This window comes from Gammaproteobacteria bacterium CG11_big_fil_rev_8_21_14_0_20_46_22 (assembly GCA_002796245.1).
Lineage (GTDB): Bacteria > Pseudomonadota > Gammaproteobacteria > UBA12402 > UBA12402 > 1-14-0-20-46-22.
The window spans coordinates 13,153-31,610 of sequence record PCWT01000052.1 but is presented as its reverse complement, the minus strand read 5'-3'; the positions used below and the strand labels follow the sequence as shown (position 1 = coordinate 31,610).

Genomic DNA, 18,458 nt, shown 5'->3' with positions numbered 1-18,458 from the left:
GCTCCTTGCTTGTTCGTGCATGTAGCAACCGTCTTTGCGAGGAGCGTAGCGACGCGGCAATCTCCAGGTTAATTCAAAAGATTGCCGCGCTCACCGTCGTTCGCTCTCAATTAGCCATAAAATGTGCCTGGATTGAGCCTCGTCGTAGCGAATGCGAAGACGGGCGATAATTCGGGTTTGATTTCTCCCGGGTTATCCAAGACGGTGGCTACGAAAATAAAGAGCTCAACGATTCCGAGCCACTCACGCGGCGAATGGACTCCGCTAAGGTTGAGGCAATGCTAATTTGGCGGATTTTTGAACACGCTTGAGCCTCAGCCGTGAGCGCGATGGTATCGGTGACCACCAACTCATCCAAACAACTGCCGGCCACACGCTCAATCGCGGGGCCAGACAACACAGGATGCGTGGCATAGGCCACCACACTGTTCGCACCGGACTCTTTCAAGGCTTGCGCAGCTTTGACCATGGTGCCGGCTGTATCAATAATATCATCGACAATAATGCAGTTCGCACCGGCAACATCACCAATAATGTGCATGACTTCGGATTCATTCGCTTTTTCGCGGCGCTTGTCGATAATCGCCAAATCGGAGCCCGGCAATTGTTTCGCCAAGGCCCGCGCGCGTAACACGCCACCGACATCGGGTGAAACGATCATCAACTTATCTAAATCTGGGTAGCGAGCTTTAATGTCTTGCAACATTAATGGCGTGGTGTAGACGTTATCTACCGGGCTGTAAAAAAAGCCCTGAATTTGGTCGGCGTGTAAATCCACCGTCATTAAGCGGCCGATTCCCACAGAAGCCATCATGTCGGCCACCACGCGCGCGGTGATCGGCACACGGGCTGAACGCACACGGCGATCTTGGCGGGCGTAACCATAATAAGGCACCACCGCTGTAATACTTTTCACTGAAGAGCGGCGCAAGGCATCGGCCATAATGACCAACTCCATCAAGTTTTCATTCGCCGGCGCGCTGGTCGATTGAATAATATACGCATGAGAACCGCGCACATTTTCTTTGATCGTGACAGAAATCTCGCCGTCGCTAAAGCGATTCACCTCGGCTTTACCGAGCTGCGTGTTTAAGCGTTGCGCGATTTTTTCAGCGAGCTCGGGGTTGGCATTGCCCGTGAAGAGGATCATGTCTGACATGAGGTCGCCTTTCGTCAAGTGGCTGGGACAGTAGGACTCGAACCTACGGATGCGGAGATCAAAACCCCGTGCCTTACCAACTTGGCGATGTCCCAGCGTGCTCCTTTACAGGAAGGCGCTATTTTGATGTTAAGGCTTTGATTTGTCAAGGCAGTAATCGCTGAATTAGCAAGTTTCAGGGCGGGCCGAAAGCCCGCTCTGAATAGCAAACGCGCCTAAGGCGCAAAAGATTGCGCGCATTCAGGCCGGACCCGTGAGATGCTTTTCAAAACATCTGGAAGACTTAACAAAAACCCGGCGTTTTGATCGGCTGCAAAGTGAATGATCTGCTTTAACAAGGTGACACACGCAACGCAATGAACATTAATTGACTCACACAGACCATTCGGATATCGAACCGCCTCATCCTCCACGATGCGGTTAAAAACGGATGCTTGTGATTTTATACCCACAATAAGAGGGGCTACTATGCTCAGCGCAAATATCGTCATCTCATCAACCGCTCTCTGAAGAGGAATACAATGAGGTGCGACGGATTTATACTAAATCCGCTGTCAAAGCACCGCTTGAATCAAGCCAAGCAGACTCTCATCAACCTTGAGGTTTCGCTCAAAATGCAGGCGAGAAAAGTAATCGAAACAGGCTGATTTATTCCCCGCCTTGTCTTGATCATAAGCCTCACGCAATAAATGCAGACCTGAAAAGAGCAGGCCCATTTCATACACCAGGTTTTTGATGAGCAAGCTTTGAAGCACCGGCTCACTTTGGCGCAGAGCCTCACCCTGTTGAACAAATTTTGCCAATGCTATCTCAATCGCTGCTTTTCGCGGATCATAAAGCTTCGCAAGCTCACTCTCCACATAACTTGAAAAGACCCGGTCAATATCCAGCTTTAAACAATCGCGCAAGGTTTGCATAAACAAGGTGTTATGCGTGCCCTCCCAATTTTCGCAGACTATACTGTCGCGAAACAAACGCGGCATCGCCGAGAAAGTTTCGATCGCACCGTTACCCGCCAAGACATCCAAACAATGATGAATATGCTCAACCGATAGCTTTGCCGAAAGGTATTTATTAAGGTTGGCTAACAAACGCAACAATAACTGAGTTTTCTCGTGTGCTTGATGGCCCAAATCATACACATCTTGCAAAGCCAGTGTGGCAAAGAGCCCTGCCGTCATCGCGGTATTTTCAACCTTAATGCGCGCCAAGTTTTCTTGCACCAACGGGTAATGAATAATCGCTTGGCCGAACGCCTCGCGGTGCTTGGCATAAGCACGTGCAATCGTGTAGGCACGGCGTGCCATGCCTAAAATACATGCAGTGTTGCACAAGCGGGATAAATGCAGTACGTTTTCCATGACAAGCTTAAAGCCGTTTTCCAACTCGCCCACAGGGTAAGCCAGCGCTTCTTCAAAATCAATTTCACCAGAGGCCATGGTGCGTGTACCAATTTTTTCTTTAAGGCGGCGAATAAAATATCCATTGCGCGCGCCATCCTCCAGCACAGCGGGCACCAAAAACAAACCCAAGCCTTTGGTGCCTGGCTGATTTTCATCAAAACGCGCGGTCATTAATATCAAATCAGCGTTGGCATTCGAACAAAACCATTTCTCACCGCTAATACGCCAATGACCCTGCTCATCTTGGTACGCCTGGCAAGCATTCTTACCCACATCAGAGCCGCCTTGGATTTCCGTTAAAAACTGCGCACCGGTGTAGCTGTTTGAAAACGAAGGCTGCGTGAGCTTATCAAGGTAATATTCGGCGTTAGGGACATTATTAACTTTTTGCAAGACACGCACGATGCCTGCAGAGCAGGCAAAAGGGCAGTTATGCCCCGCCTCACCGGCTTGGCCAGACAAATAAAAAAACGCGAGGCTTTCTGTGAGGCCGCCAGCTTGACGCAATCGCGCGAGCATCTTTGATCCGTAAATAAGATCACCCACTGCCACATAGCTTGGGTGATGCTCCACGTGATCCACTCGATCGCCCGCACCGTCGTATTGCTTTAAACGGGGTAAATTTTCTCGCTCGTTATTAAGTTCAACCAAGGGTTCAATCTGTTTGGCCACGATCTCACCAAAGTCTACAAGCGCATCTTGAACAGCCTTATCAAGGTACAAAGAAACGGTGTGCTGGAAATCCACATCGCCCGAATAGACATTGTTTTGAAGATCAGAGCGCCAAGCTTTAATTGCTTCACGCCCTGCTGCATTACCTGCCTTTACAACCATACAAGCTCCTTTTGGCATTCAGAATGCCACATTATGGAGCAAGGCAGAAGCGCTTACAAAATGTATTTGCTCAAATCTTCGTCTTCGGCCACTTCACGCAAGAAACGATCCACATAAGCTTTGTCCACTGTGATCGACTCATTGCCTGCATCGGCAGCACGGAATGAAATATCCTCTAGCAAACGCTCCATCACCGTGTACAAACGACGTGCGCCAATGTTTTCCTGGCGATCATTGATTTGATAAGCAATTTCAGCCAAGCGACGAATCCCATCTTCGGCAAAACTAAGACTCACACCTTCAGTTTTCATCAACGCCGTGTACTGCTCAGTGAGCGACGCTTTAGGCTCCACTAGAATTCGTATAAAATCCTCCGTCATCAAGGCTTTTAGCTCCACACGAATCGGCAAGCGGCCTTGAAGCTCTGGCACCAAGTCTGAAGGCTTCGCCAAATGAAATGCGCCTGAGGCAATAAACAAAATATGGTCGGTTTTCACCATGCCGTATTTAGTGTTGACCGTGCTGCCTTCGATTAAAGGCAGCAAATCGCGCTGCACGCCTTCGCGAGAAATATCCCCGCCACTGGTGTTTTCACCACGCCGGCAGATTTTATCGATTTCATCGATAAACACGATACCGTTTTGTTCCACGCTTTCAATAGCAAAACGTTTGATTTCTTCCTCGTCAACCCGCTTACCGCCTTCTTCTTCCGTGAGCGCTTTCATCGCGTCTTTCACTTTCATCTTGCGTGTTTTTTTCTTATCGCTAGACAAATTTTGGAACATACTACTGAGCTGACTGGTCATTTCCTCCATACCCGGAGGCGCCATGATTTCCACACCCACCGAAACGGCCGCCAAATGCACTTCAATTTCTTTATCATCCAGCTCGCCATCACGCAGTTTCTTTTTAAACTTCGCGCGTGTATCGCCGTGCTTTTCTTTCTCCGCAGGTTCTTCTGGCGCGTTCATAAATCCGCCTTTAGCCTTAGGCAGCAAAGCATCGAGCACACGCTCTTCGGCCGCTTCTTCAGCTAACTGGCGCACGCGCTTGATCGCCATGGTGCGCTGCATCTTCACCGCCTGATCGACCAAATCGCGAATAATCGAATCCACATCGCGCCCGACAAAACCGACCTCCGTAAACTTTGTCGCTTCCACTTTAATAAACGGGGCTTTCGCAAGCTTGGCTAATCGACGCGCAATTTCGGTTTTACCGACACCCGTAGGGCCAATCATTAAGATGTTTTTGGGTGTGACTTCGTGACGCAACTCTTCATCAAGCTGCATACGGCGCCAACGGTTTCTGAGTGCGATCGCCACTTTTCGCTTGGCATCGCTTTGGCCGATAATAAAACGATCAAGCTCCGAGACAATTTCTTTAGGCGTCATCATCGACTGTTCAATTAATGCTGTACTCATGGTTACTCTCTATTTTGTGGATAATGACTTACCCTAATTCTTCAATCACGATATTGTGGTTGGTGAACACACAAATATCCGCGGCAATATTTAAGGCTTTTTGCACAATGTCTTTGGCGCTCATATCCGTATTCTCCATCAGTGCGCGTGCAGCCGCTTGCGCATACGAACCACCGGAGCCAATGGCCACCATGCCGTTTTCAGGCTCAATGACATCGCCATTACCCGTGATAACCAATGAGGCCTTCTCATCAGCGACGATCAATAAGGCTTCAAGACGACGAAGCATTTTGTCCGTACGCCAATCTTTGGCCATTTCCACCGCGGCACGCGTTAAATGCCCCTGATACATTTCAAGCTTGGCCTCAAAGCGCTCAAATAATGTAAACGCATCGGCTGTACCGCCGGCAAAGCCTGCGATGACCTTATCGTTATATAAACGACGAACCTTGCGGGCATTGCCCTTCATCACCACGGATTGGCCCATGGTTACCTGGCCATCGCCGCCGACAACGACTTTATTGCCCCGCCTAACCGTGAGGATGGTGGTGCCGCGAAATTGTTCCATGAGTGCTCCTTAGGGAAAAAACTGCGTGTTCCCAATCTATACAATAAATAGGTATATGGGGGCGAATAGGTGAAATTCAAGCGCGCATCAATTTATCAAAAAATTGCGTATAATGCGACAACTGTATTTTAGGGCCGAATCTATCATTAGTGCCAGTGTACACCACGCAAGCCTGGTCTTCTTCACGCTGAATTTTCTTGAGGCCAGTAGCCATACGAGGCGAAAATGTGGACGATTTTTTAATCTCAGCAAGAACACGGCGATCTCGATAGTCGACAATCAAGTCCACCTCGCTCTTATCTTGTGTTCTTATATAGTAAAGCTCCGTGTATTCACCTTTGTGCAGTAAAATTTTTTTCGTGTTCGCAATCACAAAATTCTCAAACAAGGCGCCCGCCAACGGGCCTTTATCATAATGCGCGCAGGTTTTTATGCCCGTTAAATGCGAAACCAAACCGGTGTCATAAAAATACACCTTAGGTGACTTAACGATACGCTTGCCAAAATTTTCATAAAACGGCGGCAAAAGAAAAATCACATAGGAGGCCTCAAGCACAGATAACCAGCGTTTAACCGTCGGCACAGAAACACCTAGCTCTTTTGAAAGCTCCGTCATATCTAAAGACATGGAAATTCTTGCGGCCAATAAGGCAATAAAACGATGAAAATCACGCCTATCACCAATGTGACTGAGAGCGCGCACATCTTTGTCTAAATACGTTTGCAAATACGAATCGTACCAGGCATCCGACTGATGGTAATTGCGCAAAACCAACTCTGGATACGCACCAAAACAAATGGACTCATCGGCCAAGGCTTGCGGCATCTCACTGTACTGCAAAGGTAATAAAGACATCAGCCCAATACGACCTGCCAATGACTCAGATACGTTGCGCAAATACGCAAACTGATTCGAACCGGTTAACACAAATTGGCCATACTGATCTCGATGATTATCAATGCGAATTTTCAAATAACGAAAAATCTTAGGTACATTTTGTACCTCATCAAAGATGACTCGCCGGCCTTCATACTGTGCCAAAAAATCTTCGGGATCTGACTCGAAGTGCTCAATATGCCGTATCAGGTCGAAAGTGACGTAATCATAATCCGGCAGGCAATGGCGCAGCATAGTGGACTTGCCCGACTGCCTAGGGCCCGTAATACCCACTGCAGGAAATGTGGATAAATAACGTGACAACGTTGTTTGCGCAACTCGCTCTATGTACATTTCTAAATTTCCTGCATATTTAATATTGCATATTAATATTGCAGGAAAAGTAGCTAAAAATCAAGGTAAAAACCCTGCATATTTAATATTGCATATTACTATTGCAGGGTTTTTAAATTTCAGCCAAACGCGGGGCCCGGCCCTTTTCGAGCAAGACCAAATGGTTTTTAGGCACCTCTTGCCAGTGCATATCGTCACTATCGAGTTTTTCAGAAGCCACAATCACCGCACCCACTCGCTCACCCTGAGGCAGTTGGCAAAGTTCGCCTTCGCAGGTGTAGCGCTCACCAAACGCATAGTAGAGCGTAGAAGCACGCGCCAAATCGGAAGCATAACGCGAAATCAACACTTTCTCGCCATCACAAATCACAAAATTCAAGACGGTGAGCGCATCGTCAGGCACACCAAACTCCACCTGCAATTCACGAATTTCTGCGATCACTTGCCGCAGCGTGCCGGCCATTTCATCCATACTCGCGGGTTTGTCGCGATCAGCCAAGCGCTCCAAATAGAGCGCAGCCATGTGCTCGGTATCCGTTTGACCCTGGACCCAGCCATACATAGCATCACTTAAACGATGACGCATGTGCCGCTTGATCGTTTGAAAACCACCGATCATGCCATTGTGTATAAACAAATAACGGCCATAGTGAAAAGGATGGGAATTAGCAAACTCCACCCCACCGTGCATGGCCGCGCGAATGTGGGCCAAAAAACAGTGCGAGCGAATTTTGGGCAAGAGATAATCCAAATTCAAATCATTCCAGGCTGGCCGAATCGACTTAAACACAGCTGGCTCCTCACTGATCTCTGGCGTGTACCAACCAATACCAAAACCATCGCCATTCACCTCCGCCGTATTAATCATTTCCTTGGCTTGCTTACTTTGGTGAATCAAAGAATTACCCGGCAAAGTGATCACCGTATTCAACAAAACCGGTTGCCCCAAATACACGAGAAATCGACACATAAACACCCCTTAAAACTGATAGCTAAGCACACCCTAAGACTAGCACAGGCGTTGCGCTAGGGGTCAAACTTTTATACACTTCGCGCATTATTGTAAAACTTAGGGGAAGTTGATGTGTTAAACGCTAAAGTCATTAACGCGCTATCCCCTCTTTTTTATGCCATTTCTGCGAATGACCAGCAAACACTTTGGGTCCGCGACAAGCTGATGAACAAACAGCTTTACTTAAGCGATACCTTTGCTCGTTTGCTCAAAATGGACACAACCCGAATCCTTGAAACCTCGGACGCCATTACAAACAGTGTGCTAGAAGAAGACCGAAAAGCTTTTATCACAGGGTGTACGAAACGCATTGAATCCAAAGCTCAGAACCATCAAGAGATTTCTTTTCGCGCAAAAGATAGCCAAGGAAAACTATTTTATTTCTACGATGTCTGCTTCCCCCTTATGAACGACAAAGGCGAAACGCTGGCCATTGCCGGGACCGCAACGGCGCTTAATCCAGAAAGCTGGCGAAAAACACAAGCCCTCAACTTCAAGGATAAACAAAGATTCCTCGAAAACAGTTTACTAAAGGGTCTTGTGCAAACCGAAAAAAAACCAGCGCCAATAGCGCCCGATCATTACTGCGTTTATACCAATAAAAAGTTTCACATACTGACACTTCGAGAAGCACAGTGCCTGCACTATTTAAGTCGCGGCTTACCTGGCAAACTGATCGCTGACAAACTGAATATCTCACCTCGCACAGTGGAAGTGTACTTCTATAACTTACGGAATAAATTTGAACAAAATTCAAGGCTTGCCATACTCACCATCATTGAAAATATTGATGAAGTGAGATCTTGGTCCTTTAAATAATTATAATAATGCCCGGCCAAACACCAAATTTCCAAAGCCCCTACAGCAACCCTTTTCTTGATAGCCTTTCTAGCGCCAACCGCGACCAAATCGCTATCATCGAAGACAAAACCAAGATCAGCTATCAGACCCTAGGTGATCGCGTTCGCTCAACAGCAGAAAAAATAGCGACACTCGTAGCCGAACACCAACGAAGACCGAACACGCTAGCACAAGCCAAAAAAGAAACGGTCATCGGCTTATATTTTAAGCCTTCGATCGACTACATTGTATTACTCTTAGCTTGCTGGCAAGCCGGAGTTGCATTTTGCCCACTGGATCCAACCATAAGCTCAACCGACCAACAACGACTTGAGCGCCAAATAGCTTGCTTAAACCCCGACATAATCATCTGCCCCGACCAGAAAGACGCTCTATTTTTGGAAGTAGACTCGCCGCAACACCTGACGCTAAGCGCACTAAATAAGCTTGCGCCGTCATCAATACCTGAGAGTGCAAAGAGCACCGACGCGCTTGCGTACGTTATTGCGACTTCTGGCACAACGGGTGAGTCTAAAGGTATTGAAGTGATGCATAAAAACATCACCACCACCTTAAAAACTGCCGCAAGCATCATTAGCAAACAAAAAGGCCAGCGTTTTTTACAATTTGCGCGCAGTGGTTTTGATGCCTCCCTGTATGAAATACTGGTATGTATCCTGGCCGAAGGCACGCTTGTCATCACCCCCGAAAAACTCAAGCTTTCGCCAGAAAGGCTTTCATTGTTTATCAGTGACGAACGAATCCAACACCTAACTTTGGTTCCAAGCATTCTCGAAAGACTATCAAACGTGATTATTGCAGCAGGCAAGGTCGAAACCATCGTTTGCATGGGCGAGCCACTACGGCCTCATATTCTAGAAACGTGGCTAGACATACCTGAGCGTTTTTATAATGGCTACGGATTGACTGAAACCGGTATCGCCAACCTGCTTTGGCTGATGAAACGAAATCAAAAACACCCCGAAAGCTTTTACCTCTGCCCACCAAGTGACTTCAGAATCGAAGCCGGTGAGTTGGTTATTTACGGCCATGCCGTGGCACGCGGCGAAAGAGACAGGCCCTTTCATGGTCGATTCTGCACCGGCGATTATTTTTCTCGAAATACTTTTTTACCTGAAGGGCGCATAAGGCCCGGGCAATTAAAAATTGCTGGGCAGAAAGTTCACCCTGAAGCGATCGAGGCGGCCACAAGAGCCTTCTTTATATCAAAGAGCCTTGAGCTGAAATCCGTAAAGTATCGAATCACCGATAAAAACTGCTTTCATTTAGAGATAGACTTAATAGGGCATTTCTTAGATAGCGCCCTTGCCGAAGCGCTTCACAAAAGTCTATCGAGCACTGGCCTAAATGGAATACCGGCCCTGCACCAAATTCATGACACAAGACGTCAGTTTAACCCCATCAACGAATGCGAAAAAAATTCCACAATCAACCCTGAAATTCTTGAAGCATGGCAAGAAACTCTGTCGATTGACTGTGTAGAACCCGAGACTGTGTTTCAAGACTGCGGAGGAAACTCCTTAAACTTCATGTGCCTATGCAATAAGCTAAACCCAACTGAAATGCAGCGTCACTTACTACTGCGTGCATTTAGTGGAAGCACCCTAACGCCCAGCCTAATTCAGCAAGTGCTTCACCAAGCAACACCAACACCAAAGACATCAGATACTTTGGTCGTTTTTTTACCCGGCTTAAGTAATGATCCAATCGCATTTGAGAAACTAGCGCGAAAAATCAGTCATCATGCCGACACTCTGTGCGCAACATTGCCCGATCAAATCGAGGAAACCAGTGTCGAAAACGTTGCCCAAGCTGTCATAGCCCGTGAAAAAACCATCTTATCAGGCTATGAAAATATCATACTCGTTGGTTGGTCTTACGGCGGACTGATTGCGCTGGAAATGGCAAAAGTGCTTAAAGAAAGAGTCCCGACACAGACTATCTTACTTGACACCATTGATCATCACGATAAATTCTCACGCCTGAACCAAACACAAGCCGCCTCCCTAATTAGAGGGCTCTGTTTGTTTGTTCACAAACTGATGCTAGCTTATTACCCTAGTGGCGACCAAGAACTCAGCCTAAACCCACTCTTTAGATTAAAAAACTTGAACGTTGAGGCGCTACAATGGTCCAGCACCTATGCACATCGTATTTTTTCATCCTTAATACAACCTACACAATCGCTTGAACAAGCAGCTTATATACGAAATGCGCTGTACTATTTTTTGAGCAGCCTAAACTATCGAACTGACCCAGAAACGCTACGCACCATAAAAGCCACGCTCATTCAGGCCTCGCCTACAGAGAGCAAAACTGCCTGGCCAAAAAAAACAAAATCAGCCTTTGAAGTTGTAGCTGCTGTACCAAGCTGTTCTCACTTTGAAATCGCCCAACACGAAACAACACACAGCACGATTTTGCGCGCCATACGTCTATCACAACCCCTGTTCTCTGCGCTTAGCCTTGGTAAACCACCCTCGTCGCCCGAGCTTAGGCGCGAATTTGAAGGCGATCAATGTCTAGAGCTACCCAAAAGAAACAGTCAAACGAATCTTCCTAACTTTTTTAACAGTCGAGTTAATGACGGCTCCCAAAACAAATACGACCCAACAAAAACTTATCAACAAGCTCTTTAAGCAGATTCACTTAAGATATTTTTCACTTAAGCACAATTGCTGAATTTTTTTTGATCTTAAATCTTAGACAATGTCTGCAAGCCATTATCCACTTGTCGACGGAAGCGAGTTGTTAGTCATACCACACAATGAATCTGCAAGTTATTTTATTCAACAAACACAGCAAAACAACTGGCTCATCGACTCCATTAAAAAAATTGAGCCTAAAAAAGAAACTCAAAATACCGAGCAACTTTTCGAGATTAGCGATGAGCCCCCTGAAGAATTCAAACTCTTAAACTTAAATGAAGAAAACCTGCTATCTGTCTATTATGACAATCAAAAAATTGCTGAGGTCATGGCAAGCTTCAACAATGAAAGCATAAAATTTAACAATGTAGAAACACTCGTTGACCACATCCCCGCCGCAAAAGACAAAAAAGCCCTGACCGAGGCTCTATCTCACCAGATTAAAGTGGGCCTTTGGGCACACTGTGAAAAAGAGCCGAGTGATAGCGCCTGCAAAATCCAAAACAAACCCGCCTTTGTTCTGCTTGACCGCTCTCAGTATAAAGCGGTGATTTTGTTGAACAAACGATTTATCAAAAGCTCAAAAGCCAAAACACTCAATTACCTTGGCCCCTCAAGCACAAACTCTTCCATGATTAGCTCGCTCAACCTAAACACTTCGCACAGCAAAGACTCTCAATACGCCAATCTATATTTTGACCCTATAGTCGCTTACAAAAATAATTACCTTAAAGCTGAAGGCTATGTGGAGAGAGAAAGCAGTGATGGCGAAATCACTCAACAAACACATTTTGATGAGATTAACCTAAACCGAGTCACAGACTCCATGCACTACACAGCAGGAGCATTTCAAACAGAGGGAGGGTTATTTACAGGCAATGAAAGCATCCTTGGCGTTGGCATCAAAGATGACCCAAAAACCGCTAAAAACTTTGAAGAACTATTGGGCACACCACTTGAAGTGTACTTAACGATGCCTGGAACAGTAAAAATTTACAAGGGCCCAAGGCTATTAAATGAAACTTACCTAAATGCGGGTCGCCATGTGATTGATACTGAATCCTTTCCCGGTGGCGTTTACGATGTCACGATTGAGATTACTAGCGACACAGGCCAAGTCACCACCGAAACACAGCTTTTTAGTAAGTCTTCCGAGGTATTGCCTATTGGCGTTAGTAGCTACCAGTTCGCCTTCGGCTTTTTAGCAAAACCCGACAATACAGTGACGACACCTGGTTTATTTGAACAGTATGTGAAAACACCTTATCTAGAACTTAAACAAGGCCGAGCCTTTTCAGCCACGCTAGGCATCACCAATCAGCTTTCAGCGACAGATCAGCATGCACTCATCAGCTCCAGTTTGTTTTTAAAGCGTAAGTCGATGGACTATGCGATAGGTGTGCTCGCATCAACAGACAAAGAATACGGTTTCTCACTCGACGGCCTTTACTCACTGGATACCTTCAACCTGCGATTTGGCGCAAGAAAAATACTCAATAGCAAAAACAATGAGAGCTCCGAGACTGTTGTTTATGACCCTATCACGCAAAGCACAAGCAATTTGTATGCCAATGCAAGCTATTCTGCGAACCGATGGCAATTTAATGTCTCTGCAGTGCAAAATGACAGCAGCAGTAAGCTCACCCAATTTTCAGGAAAAATCAGCTATCAACTCTGGCGAAAAACGACAAGCGACGCAAAACTCACGCTAAACATGACTGACTCTAATAAAGAAAAGCTGGTGTTTCTTGGGTTTGATTGGCGATGGAGGCCTAAAAACAGCAATATCCAACATAGCGCAAGCCTGGGTTATCAAAGACTCCAGCCAAACACGAACAACCAAACAGGTTCAAACGCTGCTTTTGGTAGTCAATGGAAAAAAACCTGGGACAGACAACACAAGCTAGAGTTTTCAGGTAACGTTAACAAACAGCCAGATAACCTTAGCTATCGTGGAAATACACGCTTTGAAACAAACCAGATTTTAGGCTCTATCAGCGCACAACACATCACTCAGAATAGTCAGCAAGCCGCACAAACAAACTACACCAGCTCTTTTAGTTCCGCGATTATTGCAACACCAGACAAGTGGGAGATGGCTTACTCAAAATCTTATAAATCAGCCATCATTATTCATGTCACTGGCCCGAAAGGTGTTTTATTTGATGTGTCCGCAAACAAAACTCCATTAGGGGTGATCACAAGCCACTCAGATAAAACCTTTTTCTTGAATGCGAACGAAGCTTATAAATTAACCATCACACCAAAAGATAATAGCGACTATGTATTATCTAAAATACCCACGCCTATCACAGTATACCGAGGCAATGTTTACACCTTGAACTTGAGTGCTGAAAAGGCCACAACACTGATTGCAAAAATAGTCGACCAACAAGGCAATCCCATTCCTTTTGCGACCGTGGAAAATGCCAGCGAGCCGAGTTTTACCGGTGAGGCAGGCTATACGACAGTGATTGTAACGTCAAGCACCCACACCCTTAAACTCATAAAAGATGAAAAACAATGCACAGTGACACTGCCAAAAATCAACCCTGAAAAAGAATTCCTGTTTAAAGACGAACTGGTTTGCCGAGAAAGCAAGTAAAAAGCCTCAGGCGCTTAGCTCAACAATATTTTCTTTCGGATAATCAACTTTATAAACCACTTTAGCATTGGCTTTTAAACGAAAATCACGCGATTTATCAGGATATAAGCGAAAAGCGGGTAAGCTTTCGCAGCTACTCTCTGAAACACACGCTTTCCCAGAAAATAAAACAGCGCTGACATTTCCCTCATTTTTTACAATAAGCTTTTCAGCGTGATGCTCTAAAACAATTTTTTCCTTGATCTGGTTAGGCATCAAAAAAATACGCACACCGTAGGCAATCACTATCTTAATGGCATTCGTATTTTTGGCAGAAACATTTCCCAAAACAGGCGTGACTGACACTAAAAAAGGCAACTCTTCACCGCTGCTTTTAGTTAGTCGAATCAAGCGGACAGTTTTTTCACCCCTGGGCGGAATAATCAAATGCTGCGGCGACACTAAAAGACCCAACTTTTGAGGGTTCTGTTCGCTAATCCTTTTTTCATTCGGTGTTTCCGGGTCTTCTAAGCGATAGGGCGTGATTTTCACAAACGTGCGCTTATCGCCAGAGTTGATCACCGTGATGTTTTCAACCCTTTTTCCCGCACTAAAATCGATGATTTGTGGAGAAACCATAATGGATTCAGAAAGCGCCAAGCTGCTTGAGAACAATAAGCCCAAGACTAAAATCAACGCATCAAAGCGCATTGCGAAGCATCTGGTCATCATTCAGCCTCAAAAACACTACCTTGGCATTACTGTCAGAAACAAACTGCCACCATAACTACCCGCCACCACAGAGCTTAGCTTGAAATCATTTTGCTTGATTTCAAGCTCTAGCGTTACATTATTCCCACCACCACATTGTGGCAAAGCACTGAGTGCAAACGATTTTATAAACTTGCCACAGCTTAATTTCCTAGATTTCGAGCCATCAGACCAACTGACACTGTAGGGCAATTTGTTTGCATGGCTGTCTTGCAAGTCATAATCACCGCCAGAGCCAGCCCCACAGGCTTCCACTTCGTATTGAGACTCTTGAGAAGGCGCATTCGTATAAACACAGAATGAATCAGAAGCCACAACCGTATTTCCGCCTGGTGTAATCAGACCAAAATCAATATCACTTAAACCGATGATTTGAATATCGCCAAAAGCAACGCTGGCCATTGAAACAATAACCAGCGTTAAACACACCGAACGTTTGCAACGCCTCATTACACATCCTTAGTGAGAAGTAAGCTTGGCAACCTTAGCGTGTGGGTAAGACACTTCATAACTCACAGGTGATGAAGCCTTTAAAGCCACGGTGTGTGTTTGACCAGGATACAAGCGGAAGCTTGGCAGCTTAGTGCATTTTTTGCCCTGACATTGTTTGCCGTCAAACAAGACCGCGCTGACATTACCCTTATTCGTCACGTTGGCCTGCTTGCCATCACGAGACAACACGACCGCTTCTCTGATATGTGTTGGTAACACAAACACGCGAACACCGTAAGCAATCACAAGCTTAATGGCGTTGGTGTCTTTAGCTTTAAGTTTTCCAACTTGTGGCACAACGCTAGCGACAAAGGCTTGTTCTTGAACCTTTGGTGCACCTAAGCGAACAAAGCGAATTTTTCGCTCACCCTTAGGCGGAATCACCAAGGTTTGAGGAGAAACAAAGATGCCCTGCTCGTGAGGGTCTTTTATCTCCACTTTTTTTTCTTTCTTTGTACCCGGGTTTTCTATGCGATAAGGTGTGACTTTTACTGACACCTTTTCATTACCTAAATTACCCACAGTGGTACTGACTGCACGCTGATTAGCGCCCAAGTAAAGAATTTGTGGTGATACTGCAATGGCGGGCGTGGCTTCTGCCAAAAGCGTATACCCAAAGCATAAACAAACGAGTGTAATGATTCTTCTCATAAAATTAATCCTTTTTCTGGGGTTAAGTTGGTGTGACTTCAAGCGTCGCCGTGGTTGAATAGCTGCCCGCAGGAAGCGATTCCATATTCGCAGCAGGCACGTTAACAGCAAAAGTCGCTTTATTACCTGAGGCACAGGTTAATGATGACGAGCCGGTTTGGCCTGTCAGTGGTGTATTGTAGGCCAAACTTGTCGCACCGCCGCCACTGCCGTCATTCCAAGTTGCCGTAAACGCCGCTGAGTTTGTGCCATCACTAATGGTTAAACCGCTTGTGGATGTCGTAAGATCAACCGAGTAGCCGTTGCTTGCCGTGTTTGAAAACACACAGATATTCGTGGCAGAACCCGACAAGGCACTACCCGAAAATATCCCCAAATTGATATCGCTTAATGCCGTGATTTTTGCCAACTGCGCAATTTGGGCACTGATATCCAAACTGCCTTGTGACGTAGAGCCTAGTGAGCCATCAGTGGCTGCCAATGCCGAGCCTGCACTGAATAACAAAGCAGCGCCGACGATAAATGGTTTTTTCATACCTTCCCCTTATCAATCCTTAAAAAATGAGGGTACATTCCTAACCCTGCCCCCCGGATTTTTCATTCTAGAGAAAGCGAAATAAAAAACATTACGCAGTTTGACTTAAAATATTGGGCGAAATCCCAAGGAAACACCGCTTAGAAGCCCCTTGATCATAAGTGCTGTTGGCAGAGTGTTCTCACTTAACCAATAACCACCAGCCAAGGGTTTCAGTGAGCGCACACCCAGTGACCAAACACGCACGCGGCCATCACAAGCCAAGGGTTTAAACGAAGCGGCTTGGCAGCTCAGCGTAAACAGCTTCTTAGATTGCCCCAAAACCAACACACTGTAGTGTGCAGGCCAAATCTGACTGGCCCAGCCCGCACTCACGCCTGATGAGCTTTCGTGGTTTAGCCAAACTGGCTGCGCACTCGCATTGTATATAAGGTATACATTACTTGGCTGATTGGGATGCAAGGTGATGGCCTTGGCTGACAAGGCCAAACCCATCAAAAAAGTTAAGCGTATCACACCGCCACCACGCCTTTGATCAGAGGATGATGTTGATAGTTATCAAACGTAAAATCATCATACACGTAATCAAAGATTGAGTTGGGCTTGCGGTGTATCACCAAGTTAGGCAAAGGATAAGGCTCACGCGAGAGCTGAAGTGCGACCTGTTCTTGATGATTGTCATAAATATGGCAATCGCCACCGGTCCAGATAAATTCACCGACCTCTAAATTGCATTGTTGAGCCAGCATATGAGTCAACAAAGAATAGCTCGCGATATTAAACGGCACGCCCAAAAACGCATCGGCTGAGCGCTGATACAATTGGCAGGATAATTTGCCATTGGCCACATAACACTGAAACATCATGTGACAAGGCGGTAAGGCCATTTTGTCCAAGTCACCCGGATTCCACGCCAAGACCAAATGACGGCGCGAGTTTGGATCAGACCTTAAACCATCGACTAAAGCGGCTATTTGATCGACTTCTTTGCCTTCAGGTGCCGCCCAATGCCGCCACTGTTTACCATACACCGGGCCAAGCTCGCCGTTTTCATCGGCCCACTCATTCCAAATCCGCACGCCATTGTCTTGCAAATACTTCACATTGGTTTCGCCGCTTAAAAACCATAACAGTTCATGAACCACACTCTTGAGGTGAATTTTTTTAGTCGTGACCAGGGGAAAGCCGACTTGCAAGTTAAAGCGCATCTGGTAAGCAAAGACACTTTTTGTGCCCACACCGGTACGATCCTGCTTATGTGTGCCGTGATCCAGGATGTGTTGAAGAAAATCAAGATACTGACGCATGAGGCCTCCTTTTGGGTCTACTTTAGCCGAGCCACGCTTTTGCGTCAAAAAACAAAATGTTTATCTTTTTATGGCGTTATTGGTATATCTTTCAGCCCGACATGGTTAAAATAGCGCCAACCTCAAACACTCAATGGGTCCACACAGGAAACCAACGGCGATGCTCACCCGAAAAGACGATAACAACAAGAAAACCATCATTGACTGCCAAGGGCAACTGATTGGCGGTGAGAAAATTATCGTCATGTCAGGCTCGTGCTCTGTTGAATCTGAATCCCAAATCATGGAAACGGCACAGCTTGTCTCTGCGGCGGGGGCGACGATTTTGCGAGGCGGCGCATTTAAACCGAGAACCTCGCCCTATGATTTTCAAGGCCTAGGTGAAGTGGGCTTGGAATACCTCAGCAAAGCGGCCAAGCAATACGGCATGCTATCGATCTCTGAAATCATGGACGCGAGCGACATTGAGATGACCACCGATAAAATTGATATTTTACAAGTTGGCACACGCAATATGCAAAATTACAGCTTGCTCAAGCAACTCGGTCGTGTCAAAAACCCCATCCTGCTCAAACGGGGCTTTGCCGCCACGTATCGCGAATTCTTACTCGCGGCCGAGTACATCATGAATGCGGGCAATCCGAATATCATACTCTGTGAGCGGGGCATTCGCACCTTTGAAACCTACACGCGGAATACTTTAGATATTGCCGCGGTGCCTATTTTGCAAGAGCTCAGTCATTTGCCGGTCGTCATTGACCCAAGCCACGGTGTTGGGCTACGTCAATACGTCGAGCCTATGGCCTATGCGGCCATTGCTGCAGGTTGTGACGGCTTACTCATTGAAGCACACCCCACACCAGATAAAGCACTATCCGATGCCCAACAAACAATTTCGCCAGACCTGCTGGCTGAGATTGTGAGGAAAGGTCGAGCGGTCGCCAAAGCCGTTGGACGAACCCTGTAAACATAGCGAGAGAC

General features: G+C 46.3%; 17 protein-coding genes and 1 tRNA gene. 4 read left to right on the top strand and 14 right to left on the bottom strand.

Annotated elements, in window-relative coordinates:
* Positions 1 to 208 precede the first annotated feature (208 nt).
* From COV52_07580 to COV52_07545, 8 genes are all read right to left on the bottom strand, one after another.
* On the bottom strand, positions 209 to 1,159 hold the full coding sequence (locus COV52_07580) for a ribose-phosphate pyrophosphokinase (GenBank protein ID PIR10740.1): 951 nt from the start codon (positions 1,157 to 1,159) through the stop codon (positions 209 to 211).
* A 19-nt stretch (positions 1,160 to 1,178) separates the two neighbouring features.
* Positions 1,179 to 1,254, bottom strand: a tRNA-Gln gene (locus tag COV52_07575).
* A gap of 120 nt (positions 1,255 to 1,374) precedes the next feature.
* Positions 1,375 to 1,650, bottom strand: a complete 276-nt coding sequence (locus COV52_07570) for a hypothetical protein (GenBank protein PIR10739.1) — start codon at positions 1,648 to 1,650, stop codon at positions 1,375 to 1,377.
* A 63-nt stretch (positions 1,651 to 1,713) separates the two neighbouring features.
* Complete coding sequence (locus tag COV52_07565) at positions 1,714 to 3,396, bottom strand: acyl-CoA dehydrogenase (GenBank protein PIR10738.1); 1,683 nt, start codon at positions 3,394 to 3,396, stop codon at positions 1,714 to 1,716.
* A gap of 53 nt (positions 3,397 to 3,449) precedes the next feature.
* Complete coding sequence (hslU, locus tag COV52_07560; GenBank protein ID PIR10752.1) at positions 3,450 to 4,790, bottom strand: HslU--HslV peptidase ATPase subunit; 1,341 nt, start codon at positions 4,788 to 4,790, stop codon at positions 3,450 to 3,452.
* Positions 4,791 to 4,845: 55 nt separating this feature from the next.
* A complete protein-coding gene (locus tag COV52_07555) occupies positions 4,846 to 5,385 on the bottom strand; it encodes an HslU--HslV peptidase proteolytic subunit (protein ID PIR10737.1) in 540 nt (179 codons plus the stop codon).
* 76 nt (positions 5,386 to 5,461) lie between these two features.
* Positions 5,462 to 6,616, bottom strand: a complete 1,155-nt coding sequence (locus COV52_07550) for an AAA family ATPase (protein PIR10736.1) — start codon at positions 6,614 to 6,616, stop codon at positions 5,462 to 5,464.
* A 112-nt stretch (positions 6,617 to 6,728) separates the two neighbouring features.
* Positions 6,729 to 7,586: a class II glutamine amidotransferase gene (locus COV52_07545; protein ID PIR10735.1), complete on the bottom strand. Its 858-nt coding sequence runs from the start codon at positions 7,584 to 7,586 to the stop codon at positions 6,729 to 6,731.
* Between the two features lie 255 nt (positions 7,587 to 7,841).
* Here COV52_07545 and COV52_07540 point away from each other — a divergent pair, with 255 nt between their 5' ends.
* The 3 genes from COV52_07540 to COV52_07530 all read left to right on the top strand — a co-directional run bounded on the left by COV52_07540 (position 7,842) and on the right by COV52_07530 (position 13,742).
* Complete coding sequence (locus COV52_07540) at positions 7,842 to 8,447, top strand: hypothetical protein (GenBank protein PIR10751.1); 606 nt, start codon at positions 7,842 to 7,844, stop codon at positions 8,445 to 8,447.
* Between the two features lie 8 nt (positions 8,448 to 8,455).
* Entirely contained in the window at positions 8,456 to 11,128 is a 2,673-nt protein-coding gene (locus tag COV52_07535) for a hypothetical protein (protein PIR10734.1), read from the top strand.
* Positions 11,129 to 11,198: 70 nt separating this feature from the next.
* A complete protein-coding gene (locus COV52_07530; GenBank protein PIR10733.1) occupies positions 11,199 to 13,742 on the top strand; it encodes a hypothetical protein in 2,544 nt (847 codons plus the stop codon).
* 6 nt (positions 13,743 to 13,748) lie between these two features.
* Here COV52_07530 and COV52_07525 read toward each other — a convergent pair whose 3' ends face one another.
* The 6 genes from COV52_07525 to COV52_07500 all read right to left on the bottom strand — a co-directional run bounded on the left by COV52_07525 (position 13,749) and on the right by COV52_07500 (position 17,477).
* Complete coding sequence (locus COV52_07525) at positions 13,749 to 14,432, bottom strand: hypothetical protein (GenBank protein ID PIR10732.1); 684 nt, start codon at positions 14,430 to 14,432, stop codon at positions 13,749 to 13,751.
* Between the two features lie 36 nt (positions 14,433 to 14,468).
* Positions 14,469 to 14,942 carry a hypothetical protein gene (locus COV52_07520; protein PIR10731.1) on the bottom strand — a complete coding sequence of 158 codons (474 nt, stop codon included), beginning with the start codon at positions 14,940 to 14,942 and terminating at the stop codon, positions 14,469 to 14,471.
* A gap of 9 nt (positions 14,943 to 14,951) precedes the next feature.
* A complete protein-coding gene (locus tag COV52_07515) occupies positions 14,952 to 15,635 on the bottom strand; it encodes a hypothetical protein (GenBank protein PIR10730.1) in 684 nt (227 codons plus the stop codon).
* A gap of 22 nt (positions 15,636 to 15,657) precedes the next feature.
* Positions 15,658 to 16,170, bottom strand: a complete 513-nt coding sequence (locus COV52_07510; protein PIR10729.1) for a hypothetical protein — start codon at positions 16,168 to 16,170, stop codon at positions 15,658 to 15,660.
* 105 nt (positions 16,171 to 16,275) lie between these two features.
* Positions 16,276 to 16,686, bottom strand: a complete 411-nt coding sequence (locus COV52_07505; protein ID PIR10728.1) for a hypothetical protein — start codon at positions 16,684 to 16,686, stop codon at positions 16,276 to 16,278.
* On the bottom strand, positions 16,683 to 17,477 hold the full coding sequence (locus COV52_07500; GenBank protein PIR10727.1) for a thymidylate synthase: 795 nt from the start codon (positions 17,475 to 17,477) through the stop codon (positions 16,683 to 16,685). The genes COV52_07505 and COV52_07500 overlap by 4 nt, the downstream gene beginning before the upstream one ends.
* A gap of 133 nt (positions 17,478 to 17,610) precedes the next feature.
* On the opposite strand from COV52_07500, the gene aroF reads away from it, so the two are divergent.
* Positions 17,611 to 18,444 (top strand): 3-deoxy-7-phosphoheptulonate synthase, encoded by an 834-nt coding sequence (gene aroF, locus COV52_07495; protein ID PIR10726.1) that lies wholly within the window; start codon positions 17,611 to 17,613, stop codon positions 18,442 to 18,444.
* Positions 18,445 to 18,458 lie beyond the last annotated feature (14 nt).

Coding starts and splice junctions, on each gene's coding strand:
- COV52_07580 (PIR10740.1), bottom strand. CDS start 1,159: ATGTCAGACATGATCCTCTTCACGGGCAATGCCAACCCCGAGCTCGCT.
- COV52_07570 (PIR10739.1), bottom strand. CDS start 1,650: ATGACGATATTTGCGCTGAGCATAGTAGCCCCTCTTATTGTGGGTATA.
- COV52_07565 (PIR10738.1), bottom strand. CDS start 3,396: ATGGTTGTAAAGGCAGGTAATGCAGCAGGGCGTGAAGCAATTAAAGCT.
- hslU (PIR10752.1), bottom strand. CDS start 4,790: ATGATGACGCCTAAAGAAATTGTCTCGGAGCTTGATCGTTTTATTATC.
- COV52_07555 (PIR10737.1), bottom strand. CDS start 5,385: ATGGAACAATTTCGCGGCACCACCATCCTCACGGTTAGGCGGGGCAAT.
- COV52_07550 (PIR10736.1), bottom strand. CDS start 6,616: ATGTACATAGAGCGAGTTGCGCAAACAACGTTGTCACGTTATTTATCC.
- COV52_07545 (PIR10735.1), bottom strand. CDS start 7,586: ATGTGTCGATTTCTCGTGTATTTGGGGCAACCGGTTTTGTTGAATACG.
- COV52_07540 (PIR10751.1), top strand. CDS start 7,842: ATGGACACAACCCGAATCCTTGAAACCTCGGACGCCATTACAAACAGT.
- COV52_07535 (PIR10734.1), top strand. CDS start 8,456: ATGCCCGGCCAAACACCAAATTTCCAAAGCCCCTACAGCAACCCTTTT.
- COV52_07530 (PIR10733.1), top strand. CDS start 11,199: ATGTCTGCAAGCCATTATCCACTTGTCGACGGAAGCGAGTTGTTAGTC.
- COV52_07525 (PIR10732.1), bottom strand. CDS start 14,432: ATGCGCTTTGATGCGTTGATTTTAGTCTTGGGCTTATTGTTCTCAAGC.
- COV52_07520 (PIR10731.1), bottom strand. CDS start 14,942: ATGAGGCGTTGCAAACGTTCGGTGTGTTTAACGCTGGTTATTGTTTCA.
- COV52_07515 (PIR10730.1), bottom strand. CDS start 15,635: ATGAGAAGAATCATTACACTCGTTTGTTTATGCTTTGGGTATACGCTT.
- COV52_07510 (PIR10729.1), bottom strand. CDS start 16,170: ATGAAAAAACCATTTATCGTCGGCGCTGCTTTGTTATTCAGTGCAGGC.
- COV52_07500 (PIR10727.1), bottom strand. CDS start 17,477: ATGCGTCAGTATCTTGATTTTCTTCAACACATCCTGGATCACGGCACA.
- aroF (PIR10726.1), top strand. CDS start 17,611: ATGGGTCCACACAGGAAACCAACGGCGATGCTCACCCGAAAAGACGAT.